At 32.4% G+C, this 13,257-nt stretch carries 10 protein-coding genes; 3 read left to right on the top strand and 7 right to left on the bottom strand.

The genetic code is table 11. From position 1 onward, the window contains the following. Window positions 1-11: 11 nt before the first annotated feature. Both LNQ49_RS14785 and LNQ49_RS14780 read right to left on the bottom strand, forming a co-directional pair. Window positions 12-1,349 (bottom strand): FAD-dependent oxidoreductase, encoded by a 1,338-nt coding sequence (locus tag LNQ49_RS14785; RefSeq protein WP_229989786.1) that lies wholly within the window; start codon window positions 1,347-1,349, stop codon window positions 12-14. 218 nt (window positions 1,350-1,567) lie between these two features. Next, entirely contained in the window at window positions 1,568-3,955 is a 2,388-nt protein-coding gene (locus LNQ49_RS14780; protein WP_229989785.1) for a penicillin acylase family protein, read from the bottom strand. 121 nt (window positions 3,956-4,076) lie between these two features. Between LNQ49_RS14780 and LNQ49_RS14775 the strand changes: the two genes are divergently transcribed. Together LNQ49_RS14775 and LNQ49_RS14770 are read left to right on the top strand one after the other, a co-directional pair. Beyond that, a complete protein-coding gene (locus LNQ49_RS14775) occupies window positions 4,077-5,639 on the top strand; it encodes a DUF748 domain-containing protein (RefSeq protein ID WP_229989784.1) in 1,563 nt (520 codons plus the stop codon). A gap of 107 nt (window positions 5,640-5,746) precedes the next feature. Continuing rightward, window positions 5,747-7,546, top strand: coding sequence for a hypothetical protein (locus LNQ49_RS14770; protein ID WP_229989783.1), 1,800 nt, complete (start codon window positions 5,747-5,749; stop codon window positions 7,544-7,546). 96 nt (window positions 7,547-7,642) lie between these two features. On the opposite strand, the gene LNQ49_RS14765 is transcribed toward LNQ49_RS14770, so the two are convergent. Together LNQ49_RS14765 and kynU are read right to left on the bottom strand one after the other, a co-directional pair. Beyond that, on the bottom strand, window positions 7,643-8,080 hold the full coding sequence (locus tag LNQ49_RS14765; protein ID WP_229989782.1) for a glycine zipper family protein: 438 nt from the start codon (window positions 8,078-8,080) through the stop codon (window positions 7,643-7,645). A 161-nt stretch (window positions 8,081-8,241) separates the two neighbouring features. Continuing rightward, on the bottom strand, window positions 8,242-9,516 hold the full coding sequence (gene kynU, locus LNQ49_RS14760) for a kynureninase (RefSeq protein ID WP_229989781.1): 1,275 nt from the start codon (window positions 9,514-9,516) through the stop codon (window positions 8,242-8,244). A gap of 126 nt (window positions 9,517-9,642) precedes the next feature. Between kynU and LNQ49_RS14755 the strand changes: the two genes are divergently transcribed. Further along, on the top strand, window positions 9,643-10,377 hold the full coding sequence (locus LNQ49_RS14755) for an SIMPL domain-containing protein (protein WP_229989780.1): 735 nt from the start codon (window positions 9,643-9,645) through the stop codon (window positions 10,375-10,377). 62 nt (window positions 10,378-10,439) lie between these two features. Here the strand turns inward: LNQ49_RS14755 and queA are convergent, their stop codons facing one another. From queA to LNQ49_RS14740, 3 genes are all read right to left on the bottom strand, one after another. Next, a complete protein-coding gene (gene queA, locus LNQ49_RS14750) occupies window positions 10,440-11,489 on the bottom strand; it encodes a tRNA preQ1(34) S-adenosylmethionine ribosyltransferase-isomerase QueA (protein ID WP_229989779.1) in 1,050 nt (349 codons plus the stop codon). A 129-nt stretch (window positions 11,490-11,618) separates the two neighbouring features. After that, window positions 11,619-12,848: a 3-phosphoshikimate 1-carboxyvinyltransferase gene (gene aroA / locus LNQ49_RS14745; protein ID WP_229989778.1), complete on the bottom strand. Its 1,230-nt coding sequence runs from the start codon at window positions 12,846-12,848 to the stop codon at window positions 11,619-11,621. A gap of 80 nt (window positions 12,849-12,928) precedes the next feature. Then, window positions 12,929-13,255 (bottom strand): nucleotide pyrophosphohydrolase, encoded by a 327-nt coding sequence (locus LNQ49_RS14740; RefSeq protein ID WP_041518431.1) that lies wholly within the window; start codon window positions 13,253-13,255, stop codon window positions 12,929-12,931. Window positions 13,256-13,257 lie beyond the last annotated feature (2 nt).

Below are 13,257 nucleotides of genomic sequence, written 5' to 3'. Positions count from 1 at the left end.
GCTGCTTTTATTTATTTCAACAAATCAAGAATTTTATTTTCGACAATGGGACTATCCCAAATTGTCTCTATATTATCCATTCTTAAAATTTCTTCCATAATTGTATTTTGGAAATCTCCAATTGCCAATGCTTCGGCATAAGGTCGTTCACTAAAAGTAACACGACTATAAAGCGGAATCCATTTGTCTGGATGCTTATCCGAAAAAGCTTTTTCTATCTTCTTTTGCAATAAAAATTTTTCATCAGCAGTTTTGGTACTCATTTCCATAAAATTTCGATACGAAAGTTCCGCAATTGCATCTGCATTTGGTTTACGTGAAATTTCATATTCAGAGAAAACTGTCTTCCAATCGTCTCCGTATTTGAGCATCATCTCATACAAAACGGTTATATCTTCAAAACCAGCATTCATTCCCTGACCATAAAAAGGAACAATAGCATGACAGGCATCCCCAATCAATGCTATCTTATCATTATACGTCCAAGGAAAGCACTTCATTGTCACCAATGTACTTGTTGGGTTATTAAAGAAATCCTCCGCTAATTTTGGTATAACCTCAATAGAATCGGGGAAGTTTCTCTCAAAGAAATCTTCTACCTGTTTTCTATCAGTAAGCGAGGCAAAGGAGTTTTCTCCCTCAAAAGGCATAAATAAAGTACACGTAAAGCTGCCGTCTAAATTTGGCAATGCAATAAGCATATACTCTCCTCGTGGCCAAATATGAAATGAGTTTTTATCTAGTTTATGTGTCGCATCAGGATTTGCAGGAATATTCAATTCCTTATATCCCATATTCAAAAACTCTTGTGAATAATTAAACATGCTTTGGCGTTGCATACGATGACGAATTCTCGAAAAAGCACCATCGGCTCCAAAAACCATATCATATTTTTTCTCTTCCCATTCTCCTCTTTCCGTTTCACCAATATGTAATGTCGCATCACTCAATGTTACATCCCATATTTTTTGTTCAAAGAAAAACTCAGCTCCAGCATTTTCTGCTAAATCGATCATTTTACGATTCAGTGTTCCTCTCGAAATTGAGTAGATGCTTTCTCCTTCTTGTCCATAATTCTGAAAATTAAGCTTATCAACTAAATGAATGGCTCGTTTATCCATCGGAATAGCAATCTCACGAACTGCATCTCCCACACCAACACCATCAAGCGCTTTCCAACCACGATTAGACATAGCTAAATTTATCGATCGTCCCGAAAAATTAATTTTACGAATATCTGGACTTCGATCATAAACATGAACTTCGTGTCCTTCTTTTTTAAGGTAAATTGCCAACAATGAGCCAACTAATCCAGAACCTACAACAGCAATTTTAAGTGGAGTTTGCATTAAAGAAAAAATGTAATTATACGAATCGTAAAAATAAGTATATAATCTATAGAATAGACTATAAATCAAAGAAATGTTTGGGCGTGACCCTCCCAAAAGGTCAGGTCAGGCTTTTCTTTACAATCTTTTTTCGTTCCTCAAAAAAGGATTTCCACTTCAATCCTTCACGCAATCAATTACATAATGAAATAAATTAAAACACAAAACCTTCCATTTTTCTATTTAGGCTTAAAAATCAACTTAGTAGACGTTTTTATAATTTCATCTTTGTTTAGTTTCATTTTTCGGAACTTTCCTTCATTATAAAGTTCTGCTTGATCTGTATAATGTTTACTAAACGGATTTCCTGATTGTCCTGTTGGTAAAATACTCCAGCTATTCTCTATGTCCGAAAAGTCTACAATCCTTCTTGTCGATGGACCACCCTTTACATCATAAACCCCTTTATCAGTAAAATCAAAAAACTGGTTGTTGATTACTTCCGACGAACCTGAAGTTGCAAAAGGTCCTGCATTAAAAATGCCTCGCAAAGCTGCCACCTGCCCTAATGGATGATGATACTCTACTGTATGTACTTTTTCCCATTTCCAATCTTGAACATTTGCTCCTAATTGTTTCTCTAAAGCTGCTACAGCCTCATGAAATGACTTTACTAGAATCTCTTTCTTAGTTTCTTTTACATCTTTAGTCAATATATTATCCCACCAAACAGAGTTTTCATTTTGCATCTGTTTTGCAATAATTTGTTTTACAAGATGTGTTCCTAAAAAGTCTTTAAAACTGTCTTTCCCTAATTCATCTTCAAAAGTGTTACTTAAATAAGAGTACACCCATTTATTATAAATTGTAGGCGCTACATCTTGCAAGTTATTAGTTCCTTTCCAATCCTTAAGAATACCTAATGCTTGTTTTTCATTTGCTGTAAGCGTTTCATTTTTGATATTCAAAATTAAATTCTCAACCACCTTTGGAGCTACTATTGTAGTATTATCAAAAATCATTTTACTCACTGCTTCTTTATCCCAATCTGATTTTGCATCAAGTAATTGTGTGATTCTTTTAGCACGGTCCTCTGGAAGATAATATCCTGGGTATAAAAACCCATCGATAGCTTCTGGCTGATTATTTGCAGAATATACATAACCCCATTCTGGATTTTCAGCAGAAGGATTTTTAGAGAAATCCAAATATTCGGCAATATCATCCTTGCCACTTGCGCCATCAAGAATAAAATTAGGGTTCACTCCTTTATTATGCTTGTATAACGTTCCTGTAGCCCACCAGCCTACATTTCCTTTTGCATCACCATACATTACATTTAATCCAGGGGCAGCAATAAGACTAACCGCTTTCTTAAAATCACTTTTATTTTTAGCATGCGAAATACCATAAACAGCATCTAGAATTTTTATAGGTTGCTGCGTATAAACCCAAGACATTGCTATTGGCTTATTGCTATTTTTTAAATCCTCTATCAACCCATTCATAACAGGTCCATGACGACTTATCTTTACATTTACTACAACATCTGATGAATCCTTTACTTTTATAGTCTTCTTTCTAATTTCATATTTTTCAAACCCATTTGGTGTTTTATATTGATTAGAATCACCCTGTTTATCTTCTTCTTGATAAAAATCAATATCATCATTTTCAAACATTGTCAATCCATATGCATATTCTCTATTATGTCCTAATAAAGGATATGGCGTTCCTGCCAAATAACAACCATACAATTCAAAATCTGGAGTTACAATATGAGCTTCATACCATGTTCCTGGTTGTGAAAACCCAATATGAGGATCATTAGCAAAAATAACTTTCCCATTCTTTGTTTTCTGAGAAGAAATCACCCAACTATTACTTCCTATAAAAGGTGGAATTGGAGATTTTTCAAGAAGTGAAGCAACCGATTTTGAAATTGCTGCATATTCCTCAGGCTTCTCTTTTGCACTTCTTATTTGAGTAGTATTCAATTCTCCATTTAAACCAAAATCTTTTAAATATTCATCTCCATATTTATTACGAATATCAGTCATTAAGGGATCTGTCTTTTGTGCCATTGCAAAACTAAATGACATATATCCAAAAATATTATACACATCTTTTATAGTGAATTTCTGTTTTTTCACTCCAACCAATTGAAACTCTATTGGTGTAACCCCTTCATCCATATATTGGTTTATTCCATCTAAATAAGCCATTGTTAATTGATAACTCTGACTGTTTTTATCTAATTGCGCTATTGCTTTCTCTGACGCTTCTTCTATTCCTAAACCAGAGAAAAACTTATCATTTTTAAGCATTACCGAACCAAAAATTTCCGACAATCGTCCTGAAGCTATTCGTCGCATTAACTCCATTTGCCACAAACGGTCCTGAGCATGTACATAACCCAAAACGGTCATGGCTTCTTTTTGAGAATCTGCATAAATATGTGGCACACCAAAATCATCAAAGTATACAGTTGTTTCTTTTTGAATATTTTTCAGTTTTACTTCTCCTTCATATTTTGGTTTTAAATGAAAAATATAAGTACACAAAACAATCCCTAAAACAATAAGCAGTAAGAACAAAACAAGCAGTATTTTTTTAATTTTTTTCATGTTTCTAAATTAAATAAGTAAATATTTTAACGAAATTCTTTATTATCAAAATCACAATTGTATCTAAAAATTATTTCTTTCAAGTCTTTAAATTTATATATTTAAAATAAAATAACACTAAATGTCTTTAAATAAAAAAATAACCATAGGAATCTTTTCATTTCTAACCCTCTTGTTATTAATAAATTCAGGATTAAATTTTTGGGTAAAAAAACAGCTGCCTAAAATCATCCAAGACAACAATACAACTCCTTATCAAATCACTTACGAAGATATTAAAATTGACCTTTGGTCTGCAGATATCTATGCATCTAATATTGCTATCAATCCTAAGAATGCTCCTAAAGATAGTGCAACTAAAATTGGAATCTATTCTAAAATTAAAACCGTTGCCATAACTGATTTTAGCATTTGGAATCTAATTTTTAACGATGTCCTACATGCCAAAAGCATTACAATTGATCATGCCCGTGTGATTTTGTACAAAAAAGATGAAAATGCTATTGACAACAGCAACAGCATCCGTACACAAGTAATTGAGCCGTTCCAAAAAATCATTGTTGTTTCTAACATTTATCTTAATAAAGCAAGTTTAGATATCATGTCTACCCAAACAAACAAGCCTATTTTATACACTCGAAATATCGCAATTGTATTAGAAGAAATTATTATCAATGAAACAACTCTTAAACAAAAGATTCCTTTTTCATTTCAGAAATATGCACTTAATTGTGACAGTATCTATTATAAGCCCAATCCTTTTTACACAATCAATGCTTCACAAATAACAACCAATAATCATTCTTTAAAAATAAAAAACTTTAGTTACATCCCTTTATATACCCGTCATCAATTTGTACAAAAAATAGCCAAAGAGAAAGACATTTTTACCATTAAAGCTACTGATATAAACATCAATTCTATGGATTGGGGATTCAAGAACAATGTGTTCTTCTTTAATGCAAATTCAATTGTTTTTGATGATTTAAATGCAAATATCTATCGAAATAAATTACCTGAAGATGATGTAAGCAAAAAACCACTATATAATACTTTGTTACGAAAAATTCCATTCCCTTTAAAAATTGACACGCTCTCTATCCAAAATTCAAAACTAGTTTATGAAGAAGAAATCAATTTTCAGAAAGGTCCTGCAATATTAAATTTTGGGCGTTTTAATCTAAATGCAACAAATATCCAGAGTGGTTATGGATTAAAAAAAGCCGCTGATTTAGACATCAAAATCAACTGTCTTTTTATGAAAAATTCTCCATTAAAAGTACATTGGACATTAAATGTACTAGACAAAAATGATGGATTTCATATAAAAGGAAGCATTTCAAAATTTGATGTTCAAGCAATGTATGCTTTTACAAAACCGTATACTAACACTTCATTCAAGGGTACTTTTGATGATTATCGTTTTGACATTACCGGGAACGATAAAAGGGCTACAGGAAATGCTAGTTTAGAATATAAAGACTTAAAAGTTACACTATACAAAAAGAAAAACCCTGAAAAAGAAGCAAAATTAAAAAGCTCAATAGCTAATTTAATCCTTAAAAAAGACTCTGATAATGAAGCTAAAAAGGCAAAAATAGAACTGGAACGAATTCAAGAAAAGTCATTTTATAATTTTTTATGGAGAAGCATAGCCGAATCCTTGAAGAAGATTTTAATTTAATTACGCTACAAAACAAACTTAATCATCTATAAACATGATATATATCAGCTTTTATCCAAAATGATTTTACAACATTTGTCACTTATTAAATTTTATAATAATAGCAAATGATTAAAACTCCAATACACTCTTTTCATATTCCTGTAATGGGACTTGCTTATACTATTGACAGTCCGATTCGAGTAGCCAAATACGGTATCTCATCTGTAATTTCAATTGCTGATGACGAATTAATTGAAAAGATGACTGCTTTTTATTCTGAAAAATTCAATTCTTCTTATCAGGAAATAAGTCAAAAAATTCATGATTACAGAGCCAAACGTATTACAACCTACTTAAATTTAGTTGACAAAATTGTAAAGCAAAAATTTGAAAGTTTTAAAACCGAATTATCTGAAAGCAAATTAGCATTAGAGAACTATATCTCAATGCTGCCTAATAGTTCTGAAATAAAAAAAGGGATTCTAAACTTAATGGAAGATGGGATTTCTTTCAAAGAAAACATTCAAAACTATATCGAATCACACCTTTCTGCAGGTGCTATCGATGTAAATATAATGACAAAGCTTGATAAAGATAATTTTATCAAAGACGAACAATTACCAATTGAATTTAATGATGCTCATGCTGCACTTCGCGGTTTTGCCAACAGCAATCTTGAGTCTTCTTTAGTCCTTTCTGCTGGTATGAATCCTAGATTATATAGCTACTTTGAGAATTTTCCGGACTTTTTTCCAAATAGCAATAATGAGCTTAAAAAGAAAATAATATTAAAAGTAAGCGACTTTAGGTCAGCTATGATTCAAGGTAATTTTTTAGCAAAAAAAGGACTATGGGTTTCTGAATATCGTATTGAATCTGGATTAAATTGTGGTGGACATGCTTTTGCTACCGAAGGCTTGCTACTAGGACCTATATTAGAAGAGTTTAAAGAAAAGAAAGACCAATTGATTCAATCTGCCCATGATTTAATGGTAAAAGCTTTACAGCAAAAACAATTCCTAGTTCCCGAAAAACCTTTACCTCTTAAAATAACTGTACAAGGAGGAGTAGGAACTGCTGAAGAACATGAATTTTTATTAGACAATTATAGTGTCGATTCTGTGGGTTGGGGAACTCCTTTTTTATTAGTTCCAGAAGCAACATCTGTTGACCAAACTACACGAAACTTATTAATGAAAGCACAAGAAGAGGACTTATACTTAAGTCATATTTCACCTCTAGGAGTGCCATTTAATACATTAAAAGGTACTACCAACGAAATCCTTAAGCAAAAACGGATCCATGATAATAAAGCAGGAAGCTCTTGTCCAAAAAAATTCTTAGCATTAAGCAAAGAATATGACCCAAAAGGAATTTGTTCTGCATCAAAGAAATACCAAGATTTAAAATTAGCTGAATTAGAAAGCAAAAAAGATACTTTCTCTCCAGAAGCTTTTGAGAAAAATAAAGCGGCCATTACTGAGAAGTCATGTTTATGTGTAGGTTTAGCAAATGCATCTTATTTAGAGAATGATATTAAAATAAAAGGACAAGCGCAAGGCGTTGTTATCTGCCCTGGTCCTAATATGGCCTATTTTGACCAAGAAGTCTCTTTGACTGACATGATACAGCATATTTATGGAAACAAATCGGTTATACGTGTTGAAAATCGCCCAAACTTGTTTGTAAAGGAATTAAAAATGTATCTCGATTATTTTAAGAAAGAAATCGAAAATCTTTCGGCAGAGATAACTGCTGCGCAAACTAAAAAATTACAAGCTTTTAAAGACAATCTTTTAAGCGGAATTGCATATTACGAAAATCTGCTTACCTCTTCTTCTTACTTTAAGAATGAAAAATCAGAAATCAAAAATCAATTTAATGATTACAGAACTAAGCTAATTGCTATTGCGATTCCTGCATAAAAGGAAAAAAGTATTGCATAAAAAAACACCTCAAAAATTAATTTGAGGTGTTTTCTATTTGAATCTAACTAACACTTATTAAAAATAGCGCTTCCTCTATTCTTTTTTCTTTCTTCCATCTATTATTGCTCCAGTTCCCGCACCTACACCTGCACCTGCCAATCCTCCTATTATTGCGCCTTCGCCTTTCTTCTTACTAACAATTGCTCCTGTAACTGCTCCAACTCCAGCACCAATTACAGCTCCTTTTGCAGTTGAGCTCCATCCTTTTTTCTTCGGTGTAACTGCTGCCGGCGCTTGCTGATTTACAACAACTACTTTTTGAGGTACTGCTTCCGCTTGAATTTTCTCTTTTTCTTTCTCTTCCTGAACTTTTGCCATTTCAGTTTTCATCGAATCAATAACCATTTGTTTATTCATTTCGATTTTCATTGAATCAATACTGGCTTGTTTTGCCTTTTGGATATCCATTTTTCCTTGATTTTGACAAGAAAAAATAGCAAAAGAAAGTACTATTAAATATAATGTTTTCATGATCGTAATTTTTAGTTTTTATAACATAACAAAGTAAAGTGTATACTACTACCTAATAATTACATAATTACGAGGGATCGTTATAAAATTAAACGATACAAAAAAACCGACTAATTCATAACAATCTGAATTAGTCGGCTTTAAAATATTTTATATCTAGGTTATTCTAAAATTCCTTTTTTAAGAATTTGTCCAAAATCATACATATCTTCAAAAGAACAGTACAACGGAACTGGGGCTAAACGAATAACGTTAGGCTCACGCCAATCTGTAATAACACCATTTTTCATTAAATAATCAAATAAACTACGCCCTTCACCGTGTAAAAAAACTGATAATTGCGATGCTCTTTCTTTAGGCTCTGTTGGTGTAATAACTTCAAAATTCCCCTTTACTTCCTTGTCTATTTCATGAAGAATAAATTCAAGATAAGCTGTTATCTTATCTCTTTTTACTATTAAAGTATCCATACCTACTTCATCAAACATTTCTACTGATGCCAGATAAGGTGCTAAAGAAAGTACTGGTAAATTACTAATCTGCCAACCATCGGCTCCATGAACTGGGTCAAAATTAGGTTCCATTTTAAAACGGCGTTCTTTATTGTGACCCCACCAGCCTGCAAAACGAGGCAGATCTGAATTGTTGTGATGCTTTTCATGCACAAAACAACCAGATGCATTTCCTGGCCCTGAATTCATGTATTTATAACTACACCAAGCTGCAAAATCAACATCCCAATCGTGCAATTCTAATTTTATATTTCCTGCAGCGTGAGCTAAATCCCAACCTACCTTGGCTCCTACTTTATGTCCAGCCGCAGTAATTGTCTTCATATCGAAGACTTGTCCTGTATAATAATTTACTCCACCAATTAATACCAAAGCCAACTCTTCACCAACTTCTTCGATCTTTGCCAGAACATCTTCTAAGCGGATATTATGTTCTCCCTCACGACGTTTAATTTCCACAATAGCATCTTCGGTTTTATAACCATGAAAATGTACTTGACTCTGAAACATGTATTGATCTGAAGGAAATGCTTTTTCTTCACAAATGATCTTATATCTTGTTGCTGTAGGTCTATAAAAAGAAACCATCAATAAATGAAGGTTAACTGTTAATGTATTCATCACAGTGACTTCGCTTGGCAAAGCTCCCACAATTTTACTAAGTGGTTTAGCGAAACGCTCTTGATAATCCCACCATGGTTTTTCGGCATAAAAATGTCCTTCAACGGCTAGATTTGCCCAATCCGTCATTACTTCATCAACGTATGATTTTGTACGTTTAGGCTGTAATCCTAAAGAATTTCCAGTAAAATAAATAACCTTTTTATTATTCACTTCAGGAAAAATAAATTCGTCCTGATATTTATGTAATACATCTTCTGAATCAAGCTTTTGTGCAAATTCACGGGTGTTTTCGAAAGTCATTGTTTGAATTTTGTTTGGTAAATGTAGAAAAAAAAGACCTAACACAAAAAAAGAAAGCCATAAGCCTGTGTTAAAAATAAATACAATTAATTTCGGTATATTTGATTTAATCTAAAATTATAAGCCATGTTAAAACACCATTTAAATATTACTATCATTTCGTTAGCAATTATTATCTCTGCCTATTTATTTTCAAACGCATTTCAGAATAGAAATAAAAATAATGACACCATTAGCGTTACTGGTTTAGGAAAAACAGATTTCGTTTCAGATTTAATTGTTTGGAGCGGTACATTTTCTAAAAACAGCTTTACCCTAAAAGAAGCTTATGCCTCATTGGACAACGATAGAGACAAAATAAAAGCTTACTTAACCAGTAAGGGGATTCAATCTTCTGAAATCGTTTTTTCAGCTGTCAACTTCAATAAAGATTTTGACACTTCTTACAATGAAAACGGAACTCCAAAACAACAAGTTTTCACAGGATTCACATTAACACAAAGTGTAACTATCCAATCTAAAGAAGTAAATAAAATTGAAGATATTTCTAGACAATCTAGTGAGCTAATAAATTCTGGAATTGAATTCTATTCTAATCCTCCTGAATACTACTACACCAAGCTGGCTGAACTTAAAATAAAAATGATTGCAGAGGCGACTAAAGATGCTTCTTCTAGAGCCAAAAGTATTGCCGAAAATGCAGATGCTTCTTTAGGAAAATTAAAGAAATCTGATATGGGGGTTTTTCAAATAATAGCACAAAATTCATCTGAAGATTTTTCTTATGGAGGGTCATTTAATACAACTTCCAAAAACAAAACTGCTAATATTACTGTAAAACTAGTTTATCAAGTTAATTAGAATTTAAAAAAAAATCTCGCTATTACTAGCGAGATTTTTGAATTAACCTTATTCTATATTTCTTAGATGATAAGCATTGCATCACCATAAGAGTAGAATTTGTATCCTTCTTTTATAGCTTCGTCATACGCTCTTTTCATTAAATCATGTCCACAAAACGCTGAAATCATCATTAACAATGTTGATTTTGGAGTATGGAAATTTGTAATCATACAGTTTGCAATACTAAAATCATGAGGAGGGAAAATAAATTTATTTGTCCAACCTTCAAAAGGATTTAATGTGTTTTGTGATGAAACAGAACTTTCAATAGCACGCATTGAAGTTGTTCCTACAGCACAAATACGTTTCTTTTTTGATTTTGCATTGTTTACAATCTCACAAGCTTCTGGAGTAATAATTAACTCTTCAGAATCCATTTTGTGTTTTGATAAATCTTCAACCTCAACAGGATTAAAAGTTCCTAAACCTACGTGAAGTGTTACTTCAGCAAAGTTTACTCCTTTAATTTCTAATTTTTTCAAAAGGTGTTTAGAGAAATGCAATCCAGCAGTTGGTGCTGCAACAGCTCCTTCTTCTTTAGCATATATCGTTTGGTATCTTTCAGCATCTTCTGGAGTTACCTCTCTACTGATATATTTAGGAATTGGAGTTTCTCCAAGTTCTGTTAATTTATTTCTGAATTCTTCGTAAGAACCATCATAAAGGAAACGTAATGTTCTACCACGAGAAGTAGTGTTATCTATAACCTCAGCAACTAACGAATCGTCATCACCAAAGTATAATTTATTTCCAATACGGATTTTACGAGCTGGATCAACCAAAACATCCCAAAGACGTTGCTCTGAATTTAATTCTCTCAATAAGAAAACTTCAATTCTTGCTCCAGTTTTTTCTTTGTTTCCATACAAACGAGCAGGAAAAACTTTAGTATTATTTAAAATAAGAACATCACCATCATCAAAGTAATTGATTACATCTTTGAACATTTTGTGCTCTATAGTTTGTTTTTTACGATCAATTACCATCAAACGAGACTCATCTCTGTTTTCAGCTGGAAATTCAGCTAAAAGTTCTTTTGGTAAATTAAATTGAAAATGAGATAATTTCATGTAGTCTATTTATTTAGAGTGCAAATATACGACTGTGAGATAGGCGTTGTCAAGTCTTTTGGCTTTTATTTAGTTTAAAAATTGCAAACTTCAAAGTTTATTCACGTTTTTAGCCGTAAACATTGATTATTACGCAACTATTTCTGCTGTCTCAAAACCTAAATTTGTTAAATCTTTCCAAAAATCTGGATACGATTTAGAAACTACCCCTGCATCTTCTATAATTATTGGCACTTTTAATGCTAACGGAGCAAATGCCATTGCCATACGATGATCGTTATAAGTAGCAATTTTTATATTTGAATTAATCTCGTTTGTAGCAATAAGTGTTAAACTATCGTTAGTAACCGAAATATTAGCTCCCAATTTAGTTAGTTCAATTCTTAAAGCTTCCAATCTATCTGTCTCTTTGATTTTTAGAGTGTGTAAACCTGTTAAATGACAGCCTATTCCTAAACCAAGACAAGTAACCACAATAGTTTGTGCAATATCTGGAGTGTTGTTCAACTCAAAATTTACAGTTTCAAATTTAAAACCTGGTTGTTTAACCAAAGTCATCTTGTTATCTTGAAATGTAGTTTGAACTCCCATTTTCTCATAAAGCGATACTAATGCTGAATCTCCTTGCAAACTATTTTCTTTGTAACTACTAAGTGTGATTGATGCTGTATCTGCAAGAGCCACCAAACTAAAAAAGTAAGAAGCCGAACTCCAATCAGACTCTACAACCATTTCTTTTGCAGTCACTTCTGCCTTTGGATATACTTTGATTACGTTTCCTTCAAAACTAGTTTTGATTTCTAAATCGTTAAGCAATGCCAAAGTCATTTTAATATAAGGAATAGAAGTGATTTCTCCTTCTAATGTCAACTCTAGACCATTTTCTAACTTAGGTGCTACAAGTAGTAATGCCGAGATATATTGGCTACTCACATTAGCAGCTAATGTAACTTTTGAAGCTGTTATTTTCTTTCCTTTGATACGAATCGGAGGATATCCTTCATCTTTTAAATATGAAATTTCTACTCCTAACTGAGCCAAAGCTTCAACAAGAATCTTAATCGGACGTTCTTGCATCCTGCTTGAACCCGTCATTACAACTTCTCTACCTTCTTTAACTGCAAAATAAGCTGTTAAAAAACGCATGGCTGTTCCTGCATGATGAATATCTACTATTTCTTCATTACCAACTAATGCTTTTTGCATTACTTCACTATCATCAGAGTTTGATGTGTTTGCCAAACTAATATTTGGAAACAACGCTTGTAACAATAATAATCTATTGGTTTCGCTTTTTGAGCCAGTTACTGCAATTTGTCCTTGTAAATTAGCTTGAGATGTTTTTAATAGTAAATTCATTGTAGGGTAATTGTTTTATGCGTTTTGGCAAATTTATTTCAAAAAAAGGATACTCCAAAGCTTTACCCTAACTTATCACATTATTTTAATTTATCGTTGTTTTTATGACGATCTTTATCACGAATCGACTTCAAATCCATTTTTTTATCAAAAGCAGCCTGAAGATCAATTCCTGTTTGGTTAGCTAAACACAAAACCACAAAAACAACATCGGCTAATTCTTCTCCAAGATCTTTATTCTTATCGCTTTCTTTTTCCGATTGTTCGCCATATCTGCGAGCAATAATTCTGGCTACCTCACCTACTTCTTCTGTAAGCTGTGCCATATTTGTTAATTCGTTAAAATATCGAACTCCGTGTTCTTTTATCCAAGTATCAACATCTAGTTGGGCATTTTTTAAATCCATCT

Source organism: Flavobacterium pisciphilum, assembly GCF_020905345.1.
GTDB lineage: Bacteria > Bacteroidota > Bacteroidia > Flavobacteriales > Flavobacteriaceae > Flavobacterium > Flavobacterium pisciphilum.
This window is presented reverse-complemented; position numbering and strand designations above follow the sequence as displayed.

What these genes read in the sequence shown, in the direction of transcription:
- LNQ49_RS14785 (WP_229989786.1), bottom strand. Translation starts at nt 1,349, where the DNA reads ATGCAAACTCCACTTAAAATTGCTGTTGTAGGTTCTGGATTAGTTGGC.
- LNQ49_RS14780 (WP_229989785.1), bottom strand. Translation starts at nt 3,955, where the DNA reads ATGAAAAAAATTAAAAAAATACTGCTTGTTTTGTTCTTACTGCTTATT.
- LNQ49_RS14775 (WP_229989784.1), top strand. Translation starts at nt 4,077, where the DNA reads ATGTCTTTAAATAAAAAAATAACCATAGGAATCTTTTCATTTCTAACC.
- LNQ49_RS14770 (WP_229989783.1), top strand. Translation starts at nt 5,747, where the DNA reads ATGATTAAAACTCCAATACACTCTTTTCATATTCCTGTAATGGGACTT.
- LNQ49_RS14765 (WP_229989782.1), bottom strand. Translation starts at nt 8,080, where the DNA reads ATGAAAACATTATATTTAATAGTACTTTCTTTTGCTATTTTTTCTTGT.
- kynU (WP_229989781.1), bottom strand. Translation starts at nt 9,516, where the DNA reads ATGACTTTCGAAAACACCCGTGAATTTGCACAAAAGCTTGATTCAGAA.
- LNQ49_RS14755 (WP_229989780.1), top strand. Translation starts at nt 9,643, where the DNA reads ATGTTAAAACACCATTTAAATATTACTATCATTTCGTTAGCAATTATT.
- queA (WP_229989779.1), bottom strand. Translation starts at nt 11,489, where the DNA reads ATGAAATTATCTCATTTTCAATTTAATTTACCAAAAGAACTTTTAGCT.
- aroA (WP_229989778.1), bottom strand. Translation starts at nt 12,848, where the DNA reads ATGAATTTACTATTAAAAACATCTCAAGCTAATTTACAAGGACAAATT.
- LNQ49_RS14740 (WP_041518431.1), bottom strand. Translation starts at nt 13,255, where the DNA reads ATGGATTTAAAAAATGCCCAACTAGATGTTGATACTTGGATAAAAGAA.